The organism is Limnohabitans sp., assembly GCF_030158565.1.
Taxonomy (GTDB): Bacteria; Pseudomonadota; Gammaproteobacteria; order Burkholderiales; family Burkholderiaceae_C; genus Limnohabitans_A.
The window spans coordinates 1-10,552 of the sequence record NZ_JAOASQ010000039.1; the positions used below are offsets into that span (position 1 = coordinate 1).

At 60.1% G+C, this 10,552-nt stretch carries 10 protein-coding genes and 1 pseudogene; 5 read left to right on the forward strand and 6 right to left on the reverse strand.

What is annotated here, in order from left to right; all coding sequences use genetic code 11:
- Nucleotides 1–690: 690 nt before the first annotated feature.
- Both Q1W40_RS08595 and Q1W40_RS08600 read right to left on the reverse strand, forming a co-directional pair.
- A complete protein-coding gene (locus tag Q1W40_RS08595) occupies nucleotides 691–1,221 on the reverse strand; it encodes a PaaI family thioesterase (RefSeq protein WP_300710978.1) in 531 nt (176 codons plus the stop codon).
- Between the two features lie 62 nt (nucleotides 1,222–1,283).
- Nucleotides 1,284–1,712, reverse strand: a complete 429-nt coding sequence (locus Q1W40_RS08600) for a universal stress protein (RefSeq protein ID WP_300710979.1) — start codon at nucleotides 1,710–1,712, stop codon at nucleotides 1,284–1,286.
- Between the two features lie 146 nt (nucleotides 1,713–1,858).
- Between Q1W40_RS08600 and Q1W40_RS08605 the strand changes: the two genes are divergently transcribed.
- Genes Q1W40_RS08605 through Q1W40_RS08620 form a run of 4 tightly spaced genes read left to right on the forward strand, consistent with a single transcriptional unit; the run spans nucleotide 1,859 to nucleotide 6,502 of the window.
- Nucleotides 1,859–2,299, forward strand: coding sequence for a MarR family transcriptional regulator (locus Q1W40_RS08605; protein ID WP_300710980.1), 441 nt, complete (start codon nucleotides 1,859–1,861; stop codon nucleotides 2,297–2,299).
- On the forward strand, nucleotides 2,296–3,849 hold the full coding sequence (locus Q1W40_RS08610) for a DHA2 family efflux MFS transporter permease subunit (RefSeq protein WP_300710981.1): 1,554 nt from the start codon (nucleotides 2,296–2,298) through the stop codon (nucleotides 3,847–3,849). Before Q1W40_RS08605 ends, Q1W40_RS08610 begins: the two co-directional genes overlap by 4 nt.
- 2 nt (nucleotides 3,850–3,851) lie before the next feature.
- Nucleotides 3,852–5,321, forward strand: coding sequence for an efflux transporter outer membrane subunit (locus Q1W40_RS08615; RefSeq protein WP_300710982.1), 1,470 nt, complete (start codon nucleotides 3,852–3,854; stop codon nucleotides 5,319–5,321).
- Nucleotides 5,322–5,332: 11 nt separating this feature from the next.
- Entirely contained in the window at nucleotides 5,333–6,502 is a 1,170-nt protein-coding gene (locus tag Q1W40_RS08620) for an HlyD family efflux transporter periplasmic adaptor subunit (RefSeq protein WP_300710983.1), read from the forward strand.
- A 162-nt stretch (nucleotides 6,503–6,664) separates the two neighbouring features.
- Here the strand turns inward: Q1W40_RS08620 and Q1W40_RS08625 are convergent, their stop codons facing one another.
- Both Q1W40_RS08625 and Q1W40_RS08630 read right to left on the reverse strand, forming a co-directional pair.
- Nucleotides 6,665–7,243, reverse strand: a complete 579-nt coding sequence (locus Q1W40_RS08625; protein WP_300710984.1) for a TetR family transcriptional regulator — start codon at nucleotides 7,241–7,243, stop codon at nucleotides 6,665–6,667.
- Nucleotides 7,244–7,381: 138 nt separating this feature from the next.
- Nucleotides 7,382–7,651 carry a transposase gene (locus Q1W40_RS08630; RefSeq protein ID WP_300710985.1) on the reverse strand — a complete coding sequence of 90 codons (270 nt, stop codon included), beginning with the start codon at nucleotides 7,649–7,651 and terminating at the stop codon, nucleotides 7,382–7,384.
- Between Q1W40_RS08630 and Q1W40_RS08635 the strand changes: the two genes are divergently transcribed.
- A protein-coding gene (locus tag Q1W40_RS08635; RefSeq protein ID WP_300710986.1) for an IS3 family transposase occupies nucleotides 7,641–8,839 on the forward strand; the annotation gives its coding sequence in 2 pieces (ribosomal slippage) (nucleotides 7,641–7,908 and nucleotides 7,908–8,839; 1,200 coding nt in all). The two genes, Q1W40_RS08630 and Q1W40_RS08635, sit on opposite strands and share 11 nt — an antisense overlap.
- A gap of 36 nt (nucleotides 8,840–8,875) precedes the next feature.
- Here Q1W40_RS08635 and Q1W40_RS08640 read toward each other — a convergent pair.
- On the reverse strand, nucleotides 8,876–9,031 hold the full coding sequence (locus Q1W40_RS08640) for a hypothetical protein (protein ID WP_300710987.1): 156 nt from the start codon (nucleotides 9,029–9,031) through the stop codon (nucleotides 8,876–8,878).
- Nucleotides 9,024–10,268, reverse strand: a pseudogene (gene istA, locus Q1W40_RS08645) (IS21-like element ISLisp1 family transposase); the annotation flags it as partial. The gene Q1W40_RS08640 and the pseudogene istA, both read right to left, overlap by 8 nt.
- Between the last annotated feature and the right edge of the window lie 284 nt (nucleotides 10,269–10,552).

The following is a 10,552-nucleotide window of genomic DNA, read 5'->3' on the forward strand; positions in this document are numbered from 1 at the left end:
GACAAAGGAAAACCGGGAGCCGACCTTCCTCTGATCGCATACCGAAAGTTGGTGAACACCCAAAAGCGGCAGGGGCTGTACGCAATGCCGTGTGCTGCTGGATGACTACTTTCTGAAGCGTTTTCTCAAACCGTTGTGTGCGACAACACACAAACCTCATGGTTTGCCTCTCCACGCCAAATGCAAAACCTTCGTATCCGACACACGCATAAGCTATTGCCGTGAAAGGCGTTTTGCGTGTGCCAAATCGTCAGTGTTCGCAGAAGTTTTCTGAGAAGAGAGAGCGGAGTATGAGATTTGGGGGGCACTACCGCCTCGGATGCTGGAGGGGTATGGCACACGTAGAGTTGCGCCGGGCCCCGCACAGTCTGGGGGTCGCCAAAACGAAAACGCCCAACTGAGAACAGTTGGGCGCTTGATTTTGGTGGTGGAGTGTAGCACGCAGGATAACCCTCATCCCGCCTTCCTGCGCCAGAGGGCGCAACCGAGGGAGAGTCCGCGCGACACGGGGTAAGAAAACCGTCACCCCCGCTGTTCCCACCGTTCCCCGAGACTCACCCAGCCAGACCGGCTTGTAGCCCGAAGCGTCCTTCGAGGCAACCCAAGGGCGCAAGAGAGAGCGAGCGGGGCCAGACGACTACATCGCTCAGTGCAGCTTAAGCCGATGGTTTGCTGGCTGAGTGATCCAAATTACCCCGGGGATGTGCCGGTCGGTCCGAACACGCGAGAAGCATCCTCGGCCAGCTTTCCGAATTTCGCGGGATCTAACGCTACAAAGAGCGCCGTCGCTTCGGCGAATAGAATTCCTTGGTCATTGCTGAGTGCACCTTCGATCGAAATCTTTCGGCCCTCGACGGCAACAACTCGGGCATGAACTAAGCAGCGCGAGCCCAGAGGTAACATGTTTCGGAACCTCACACCAAGGTCTGCCGCAACTGCCCGGTGTCCTTGCACCCAGGCAGCGACACCCAAAGTTTCATCAAGAAGCGCAGCCATGCTTCCCCCATGTGCATGCCCAGGGGGACCTTGGGTTCCTGGTCCAAACACCGCCTTGGCTATCACAGACACTTCAGTCGGGTCACGAAAATAGCGGACATTCAGCCTGTGCCCAGTTAAATCACCAGAGACAAAAGTTTCGTGCCCAATCGTGGAAGGCAAGCTTAGAGGCACCCAACCATTTTCATTTTGTTCTAACCAATCAATGTCATCGCTCTTGCCCATCTATTACTCCTCTTGAAAGCGTTGCGCCTTGTTATTCCCCGGTGGATCAAAATGGACGTTGTTCATTGGGTTGCAATCAAGAGACTGCAGGGCAAATGGTCGAGCAGCATTGCACCTACTGAGCCTTGGAACCAACGGGACAAAACGCCTTTGCCCGTGTGCCCCAAGACGACCAAACTTGCGCCAATTTCATGTGCATAGGCGGCGATCTCGCTGGCAGGTTCCCCGCTTCTGACGATTGAGACAACGCTAAGCCCCTGATCACGCAGATCGGATACAGCCTGCTTCAGGACAGCTTCCAACGCTGCGTATTCCTCGCCCCAGACATCAACAAAGCCCACGGATTGGGCAATGGCCACGCCACTGGAAAGCGTGGCGATGCCGATGAGGTGTAGTTCCGCCCCATGCAGACGCGCAAGTTCAGCCGCCTGGTTGAGCGCAACGGCGCTGAACGTCGATCCGTCGTAGGCGAGCACTATCTTCTTGAACATCGAAATCTCCTTTCATCCCGGCTTTATGGCTTGAGCGCACCCACTGCTCGGACCGGCAGCGCTACATGGCGCTCCCGGGCGCGATTGTCATCGGGCCCAATTTTGCCCTACAATCGATAAATTGCTAATCATTATAGTGCGAACTAATGCCCGCTGTCTCCATCGAAGAACGCTTTGCGCTGGCCTTGCACAGTACCGCCCGCACCTGGCGCCAAGCGGTAGACCGCCGCCTCCGGCACCTGGGGGTAAGTCAGGCCGGTTGGCTCGCCATCACCACTATTGCCAAAACAAAGAGCGCGTTCTCCCAGATTGAGCTCGCACATGCACTGGGTGTGGAAGGGCCTTCTCTGGTCAGCCTCATCGACCGTCTCGTCAAGTCTGGCCTGGTGGAGCGGCATCCGTCTGAGACAGACCGTCGAGTCAAGCATGTGATGCTGACGGACGCGGGGCGCGAGCTTTACGCCAATGTCAGGTCTGAAGCATCCCGTTACCGACAGGAGGTCTTGAGCGGCGTGGACCGGGATCGACTGCTCGATGTCACGCAGCTCCTCGAAGCCTTGCAGTCAAGAATCGAGGAGGGGCTATGAGTTCAGCAGCGGCCGAAAGCCCGACACAGCCCATCCAGCATCGCGGCATGATCACGATTTCGATCATGCTGGCAACGATCATCCAGGCGCTGGATGGAACCATTGCCAACGTGGCCTTGCCTCATATGCAGGGCAACCTATCGGCATCTCAGGATCAGATCACCTGGGTGCTCACGTCCTTTATTCTGGCCTCAGCCATCACCATGCCCCTGACGGGCTGGCTGTGCGACCGCTTCGGGCGCAAGAACGTGTTTCTGGCCTCGATTGCCGGTTTCACCATCGCCTCGGTGCTGTGCGGCATCGCGGGCTCGCTCACCGAGATCGTGCTGGCCCGTTTCATTCAGGGCATTTTTGGTGCCGCGCTCGTTCCCCTGTCTCAAGCCGTCCTGCTCGACATCAACCCTCGCGAGAAGCACGGCTCGGCCATGGCCGTGTGGGGGATGGGCGTCATGATCGGGCCGATCCTTGGCCCCACGCTGGGTGGCTGGCTCACGGATGCCTACGACTGGCGTTGGGTGTTTTTCATCAACGTCCCGGTGGGGGCCATGGCGCTGTACGGGGCATGGCGTTACATCCCGAAGACGCCCGCCACACGCCGCATGCGTTTTGACATGTTCGGCTTCGTGACCTTGAGCCTGGCCATCGGGGCTTTGCAGATGTTGCTGGACCGGGGGGAGCAAAACGACTGGTTTTCCTCGCGCGAGACCTGGATCGAAGCCATTCTGCTGGCGATCAGCTTGGCCTACTTCATCGCTCACACCGCCTTGCGCCCTGCGGGCAAGTCGTTTTTCGATTACCGCCTGCTGATGAACTCCAACTACGTCACCGGCTTGGTCTTCATCTCCATCGTGGGCATGGTCTTGTTTGCCACGCGCGCGCTCACGCCGTCGATGTTGCAGGGCCTGATGGGCTATCCGGCCGCAACAGCGGGGCTGGTCACCGCGCCCAGCGGCTTGGGCACGATGCTGGCCATGGTCATCGTCGGCCGTCTGGTTGGCAAGGTAGACGTGCGCTATCTGCTGGCGGCCGGATTTGGCCTGACGGCTCTGTCCTTGTGGCAGATGAGCCGTTACACGCTTGTGCTGTCGCAGTCCGACATCGTTTGGCCCGGCGTAATTCAAGGGATCGGCCTGGGACTGGTCTTCGTTCCGCTGAGTACGGCGACGTTCTCCACTCTGCCGCCGCAAATGCGCGCGGAAGGCACGGCCATCTACAGCCTGGTGCGCAACATCGGCAGCAGTGTGGGGATCGCACTGGTGCAGACCCTGTTGACCCGCAATACGCAAATCGCCCACGCCTCGCTGACAGAGCACATCAATGTGGCCAACACGGCGCTGCAAAGCCCCTCGGTCAATGCCTTCTACGGCACCTCTGGCGCGGGCGCGGCCTTGCTGAACACGGAGATCACGCGGCAGGCCTCGATGATGGCCTACATCGATAACTTCTGGATGATGTTCCTCATGACGCTGGCCATCATCCCCTTGTTGATCTTGATGCGGCAGGCGCGCTCCAAAGACGCCGGTCAAATCGACCATGCCGCCATGGAGTAACTATGCACACCACTTTTCCACTCTCCTTCAAACACTCGTACATCACGCTGGCGATCAGCCTGTCGCTGGTCGCGTGCGTGAGTGTTCCACCGGAGTCCACCACGCTGCGCCAGACCGATGGTAATTCGGTGCAACTGCCGGACGATCTTCGTCAGGCGGCAGAAGGCGCATGGCCTCGGGATGACTGGTGGCAACGATATGGCGATGAACAACTGAACCGCTTGATCGAGCAGGCCCTGCATGACAGCCCGAGCCTTGAAGCCGCCGCTGCTCGGGTCAACGCAGCTCAGGCGGCGCTGGTCATCACACGCGCCAGTGATGAAGTGGGTGTCGGTGTCGATGCGTCAGCCAACCGTCAACGCTACTCGGCCAATGGGCTGCTTCCTGCCCCCATTGGCGGAGGCACATTCAGCGACTTCAATGTGCAATTGGGCATCCGAAAAGACCTCGATGTCTGGGGCAAGAATCGCTCGCTAATTACGGCCGCTGCGGGCGAGAAAGCCGCTCGCCAAGCAGAGCAGGTCCAGGTCCGGCAGGCGTTGGCTTTGTCAGTGGCACAAAGCTACTTTGAGTACCAGGCCGATGGTGCGGTCATGGCCGATCTTCAGGAGCAGCTTGCCATCCAGCAGGCGCTGGTGGCGGACAAGCAAAAGCGTCAGGCGCGAGGCTTGGTGTCCTCGGACGAGGCGCTGGTCGAGCAAACCAAGCTCGCCGAGCTGAAACGCCGTCTGGCCGAAGTCCAGGCGCATGCACTGGCGGAAAGGGAGGCGCTGCGGGCGCTGGTCGGTGGCAATGCCCCATGGATCAACCAGCTCGCGATTCGTCCTTTGCCAACGCCTCATGAAGGGGTTCCCGCCCAACTCGGCTTTGAGCTGCTGGCCCGCAGGCCGGACCTTCAGGCAACGCATTTGCGTGTCGAGGCCGCGATGAGTCGCGTCGAGGCCGCACAAGCCGCGTTCTACCCAGAGATCAACCTCAGCGCGTCCTTGGGGCTGGACTCCTTGTCCTTGTCGGACCTGTTCCAGGCCAGCAGCCGCACCTTTTTCATCGGCCCCACGCTGTCGTTACCAATCTTCAAGCGTGACAGCTTGAAAGGCCAGTTGGCATCCGTGCGCAGTGGCCGGGATGAATTGATCGCCAACTACAACCAGCAGGTGCTGGACGCCACACGCGAAGTGGCGCAGACCGTTGCCGCGATCAAGGGCTTGGACAAGCAACTTGAGCAACAGCAAGCCATGTCCACCAATACAGCGGCCCTCCAACGCAACACGAAGGCGAAGCTGGATCGGGGGTTGTCGGATCGCGCCAGCCTGCTACGTGCCGACGTGGCGGCGCTCCAAGACAAGCAAGCCGAATTGGCGCTGATTCGGCAGCGGCTGCAAGCCGATCTGCGGCTGACAAGGGCTCTGGGCGGCGGCTATCACGCGGTCAGCACCGCAACGGCACAGGCCAAGAACACTTTGATGAATTGATGGGAAATGACATGACAGATACTCAACTTGACACAGGCACGCCTCAACAGCAACGCAAGCGCCGCTGGGTGCTGATCGGCATCACCGCGCTGTTTGTGGTCGGTGCGGCCCTCTACGCTGTGTATGCCGCGCTGGTTCTCTCCAAGCGGGAGGAAACCGACAATGCCTATGTCGGCGGGAACGTGGTGACCCTCACCGCACAGGTCACCGGCAACGTCGCCGCCATCAGCGCGGACGAAACGCAACTGGTGCAAGCAGGCACCGAACTGGTCAAGCTTGATCCCGTCGATGCCGAGGTGGCCTTGGCCCAGGCCGAAGCGAAATTAGGCTCCGTGGTGCGCCAACTGCGTGAGCGGTACACCGGACTGTCTCAGTACGAAGCCACCGTCGAATTACGACGTAAGGAACTCAAACGGGCTCAGGACGACTTTGCCCGCAGGCAGCCCCTGGCAGCCGATCAGACCCTGCCGCTAGAGGAAGTCGCGCACGCTCAGCAAACTGTCCAGACCGCCGAGTCCGCTTTGAACGTGGCCGAGAAGCAATTGGAGACAGCCCGCGCAGGTTTGCAAGGCGTGGCCATCGAGCAGCATCCCAACGTGCTTGCGGCCAAGGCTGACTTCATCCAGGCATGGATTGGTGCGCGGCGCAATGCGGTGCTGGCTCCGGTATCGGGTTACGTGGGCAAGCGCAGTGTGCAAGTGGGCACGCATGTCGTTCCGGGCACCGCGTTGATGACCATCATTCCTGTCGATCAGCTCTGGGTGGATGCCAACTTCAAAGAGTCAGAGCTGCGCAACATCCGCGTGGGGCAACCGGTCACGCTGGAGGCTGATGCCTACGGCGGCAAGATCGAATACCACGGCAAGGTGCTTGGCTTGTCTCCGGGAACGGGAAGCGCGTTCTCGCTGCTGCCGGCGCAAAACGCCACAGGCAACTGGATCAAGGTCGTGCAGCGCGTGCCGGTTCGCATCGCGCTCGACCCGCAGGAACTGCGCGCCCATCCACTGCGAGTGGGCCTATCGATGCTCGCCACCGTGGATACCCATGACACCAGCGGCCAGATGTTGGGCGCACCCGCCCCGGCGAACCCTGCCTACATGACACAAGCGCCAACCGTGCCCATGAAAGATGCGGATGATGTGGCTCGAAGCATCATTGCCAAGCAACTGTCGAAGGGGTAGTCAATCAGAAACTCAGCGTCCGTGAGTTCCATCGGTCTCACAACGCTGAATTTCGACCAGGCCAATGTCCTGTCCGGCTCAGGTTGCGGCATGCTGTCATCAATTCGGCACAGATCACTGGAAGTACACGGGTTCGCCCCCACCAATGGCCCAAGGCGGGTTTTAGAGCCTGCGTTCGCTTATCACTAAGCTCGAAATCAACTGCCGCTGTGCCTGCAGGTGCACTCCGGCGCCTTGAACCCGGTCTAGTAAAAGCGCACCTTCCAGCCCGCTCATCATCACCGCCGCCAATTTGGTCGACGGCAAAGAGCTTGCAACATCCGACTTGTGATCGTGCAGCACATCAACAAGCCAGCTCTCGGCTGCCTTGAAAAATTCCTCCAGTAGTGATCGGCACTCCTTATCGAGGGCCAAAAGTTCGGCCGCGAGCATCCCGCACAGACAAAGTTTGTCATCAGCGGCAGCCTCTTCGAACAGATCGACAAAGGTCATCAATTTGGATATGAGCGAAACGTTGTCAGACGATACCCTGGCCAATCGCAACAAGAAGTCGTTACTGTAGTTGCGGATTAGGGTTGCGGCGAGGTCTCTCTTCTCAGGGAAGTAATAGTGCACGCTGGATGACTTGACCCCGACCTCATCGGCGAGTGAGCGAAAGCTCAGGTCGCGCAGGCCTGAACGTTGGACCTTGGCGCGGGCCCGTAACTCAAGTTCGCTGCGTTTGCCGGATCTCTCACTCATCGTGGCGTAGGCGCGTCGATGCTGCGCAGATGCCCAGTCTTAACCCAAGCCTGCGCACCACGCGGGCCTGCGACGGCGCGCAACATGCCACCGCACGGTATACGCACCCAGTGAAGTCCCCTCGAATTCCTGAGCCAGTCAGAAGTAGAGGTTGGGGAACAGTTTGACACGGTACTCGACCGGAGGTATTCGGCCGAGGGCTTCATGGGGACGATGGTGGTTGTAGCGGTGCAGCCAATCGGCCGTCATGTCACGCACTTCCTGCAGGCTGTCGAAGACGTAGCAGTCGAGCACCTCGGTGCGGTAGGTCTTGTTGAATCGTTCAACATAGGCGTGAGGTTGCCCCCGAAAAGTGGAGCTCTTAGCCTTGTTGAAAATATCGACAAGGAGCTGAGAGATGACACACAAGCAGGTGCGTGCGCAGTACACGCAAGAGTTCAAGATGGAGGCGGTGCGCCAGGTGCGGGCTGGCCAAGCCATTGCCGTGGTGGCCAAGGTCTTGGGCATACCCAAAGCCACCCTGGGCAATTGGGTTCGCCAGTTTGCAAAGGGCGATTTGAGCGGGGCGGGTGCTGATGACAAGGTTGCCAGGGTGTCCCCAGAGCAGATGGAACTGGCCCGCCTGAGGGCAGAGAACGCCCGCTTGAGGATGGAGCGCGACATCGCAAAAAAAGCCGCGGCGTACTTCGCGCAGGACACGCTGCGGGGTACGCCTGGATTCACCAAATGAGAGGGCTGTATCCGGTCAGCCTGGCCTGCGATGTGCTGGAAGTCAGCGCCAGCGGGTATTTCAACTGGCTGCGCAGGCGCCAGGCCAGCCGCAGTGGGCCGTCCGGGCGCCACAGCGACGAGGCCCTGTTGGCTCACATCCGTGCCATCCACGCCGAAGTCAAGGGCGAATATGGCTGGCCACGCATGCACAAGGAGTTGCTGGCGCGGGGCATTCGGGTGGGCAAAGACAGGGTGCGCAAGCTGATGAAACAGCACGGCATCAAGGCCAAGACCAAACGCAAGTTCGTGGTGACCACCGACAGCAGGCACAGTTTGCCGGTGGCGCCCGATATGGTGCAGCGGCGCTTCAACCCCGAGGCGCCCAACCAGCTCTGGAGTGGCGACATCACCTACATCGCCACCGACGAGGGCTGGCTATACCTGGCTGCTGTCATCGACCTGTTTGGCCGCCAGGTGGTGGGCTGGAGCTTGCAACCCCACATGCAAGCCAGCCTGGTCAAGGACGCATTGGCCATGGCGTGGTGGCGTCGGCGGCCTGCGGCTGGCTTGATATTCCACAGCGACAGGGGCAGTCAATATTGCAGCGGGGAGTTCCAGGCCACTTTGAGAGCCTGGGGCATGCGCTCATCGATGAGCAGAAAGGGGAACTGCTGGGACAACGCGCCGACCGAGAGCTTCTGGGGTCGACTGAAGACTGCCAGCGTGCACGGGCACAAGTTCGCCACCAGAGAGCAGGCCAGGCAGGCTGTGATGGACTGGATGGCTTTCTACAATCACCGCAGGCTGCATTCGTCGCTGGGCTATCTCAGCCCGATGCAGTTCGAGCAACGCTGGTACGAGGCACAGCGTAAAAAGGCCGCGTAATCGTTGGGCTAAGAACTACACGGAACAGGGGCAAGGTCACACCTCGCGTTGCGCCTTCTCGGCCTTGATCAATTGCATCAGCACCGTTTCGTGGTCCAGCGACTTGATGCGGGCCGTGCCTTGAACCTCTGGCCAGGCACTGGCCATACCGTGCAGTCCCAACTCCTTGAAGTCAGCAATCATGTCAAGCATGGTTCACCTCCTGATCTCTCCATTGCTGGGCCCGCAGTCGGTCATACCGATCCACATTGGCTTGTGATGGCTTGTTCAGGCTCAGGTGGGTGTGCACCGGCTCGTTGTTGCGACTGGGCTCCTTCAGGCGCGAGAGGACGTTCAGTACATGCTCAGCGCTGACCCTGCCGGACTGCAAGGCCAGCTCCACGGCCACCAGCACCGCCTCCAGACCGTGCAAGGTGACCGCGTTGAGCACCTGTGCCATGACCCGATCGCCGCTGGGGTGCCGCAGCAACTGATCCTGCAATTGCCGCAATGGCTCGGGCATCGTCCTGAACGGTGCGCCGTTGCGTAGCGCCCCAGGCTTGCGCTCGATCAGCGCAATGTAATGCGTCCAGTCGTAGATCGTCTGGTCCCGCTCAAAGCAGCGCTTGAGCCGGATGAACTCCCCGTCTGGCGAGACCACCATCAGGTGGTCGTGGTACACCCGCACACTCACCATGGCATTGACCCACTCGCACGGCACGCTGTAGCGGTTGCGCTGGAAGCTGATCAGCGATGTGGAAGACACCCGCGCCGGGTGCTCGATGTACCCATCAAAGGGCCGGGGGTTGGGCATCAGCCGCAGCCGCTCGTCCTGGTACACATCGGCCACCGTCATGTGCACCCACTCAGGATGCTGCAGATGCTCCCAGGCCTCGACACAGGCCTTTTGCAGCCAGGCATTGAGCTCTTCAAGTGAATTCCAGCGCCGCTCGCTGGCTTCGCGCCAGATGCCGCGGCGTCGGTCTTGAACGTTCTTCTCAACAATGCCTTTCTCCCAGCCGGCTGCACGGTTGCAGAACTCGGGATCAAACAGGTAGTGGCCCGTCATCGTCTCAAAGCGGGCGTTGACGATGCGCTTCTTGCCTTCGCCCACCTTGTCCACCGCCGTCTTCATGTTGTCGTAGATGCCGCGCTTGGTGACGCCGCCAAACACAGCAAAGGCCCGGGCATGGGCCTCAAACAACATCTCGTGCGCCTGGTTGTAATAGGCCGACAGCACAAACGCCCGGCTGGCCGCCAGCTTGGTGTGGGCCAGGTCCAAACGCCTGCGCAAACCACCAATGACCGCGTATTCAGTGCTCCAGTCAAACTGGAAGGCTTCGCCCATGTCAAAGTGCATGGGCACATAACCTTGGCCCTTGGCCGCCAAGTCCTGCTCTTTGCGCCAACGCAGGGCAAAGGTGTAAACCGGGCCCCGGCTGCCCGGGTAGGGTTGTGCTGGGACTTTCATCTCAAACCTCCTGTGGCATCTGGCGATCGTGGGTCAGGTAGGCCAGTGCAATCGCATCCGCTTCGTTGTCGTCTGCAGGGTTGTGGCCACGTGCTTTTGCGCTCGCGATCATCCCCTCCTTGCCAGAATCACTTCCGGCAATTGAACCTCACCGATGCGGTGATCCAAAGCCGCGCGCAGCTTGGTCACTTCTGGGTCTTCGTCCTCTGCGGGCAATGGCGACAAATGGAGTTCATCATCCACGCGCAGTACGCCACTGCGGG

Coding starts and splice junctions, on each gene's coding strand:
- Q1W40_RS08595 (WP_300710978.1), bottom strand. CDS start 1,221: ATGGGCAAGAGCGATGACATTGATTGGTTAGAACAAAATGAAAATGGT.
- Q1W40_RS08600 (WP_300710979.1), bottom strand. CDS start 1,712: ATGTTCAAGAAGATAGTGCTCGCCTACGACGGATCGACGTTCAGCGCC.
- Q1W40_RS08605 (WP_300710980.1), top strand. CDS start 1,859: ATGCCCGCTGTCTCCATCGAAGAACGCTTTGCGCTGGCCTTGCACAGT.
- Q1W40_RS08610 (WP_300710981.1), top strand. CDS start 2,296: ATGAGTTCAGCAGCGGCCGAAAGCCCGACACAGCCCATCCAGCATCGC.
- Q1W40_RS08615 (WP_300710982.1), top strand. CDS start 3,852: ATGCACACCACTTTTCCACTCTCCTTCAAACACTCGTACATCACGCTG.
- Q1W40_RS08620 (WP_300710983.1), top strand. CDS start 5,333: ATGACAGATACTCAACTTGACACAGGCACGCCTCAACAGCAACGCAAG.
- Q1W40_RS08625 (WP_300710984.1), bottom strand. CDS start 7,243: ATGAGTGAGAGATCCGGCAAACGCAGCGAACTTGAGTTACGGGCCCGC.
- Q1W40_RS08640 (WP_300710987.1), bottom strand. CDS start 9,031: ATGCTTGACATGATTGCTGACTTCAAGGAGTTGGGACTGCACGGTATG.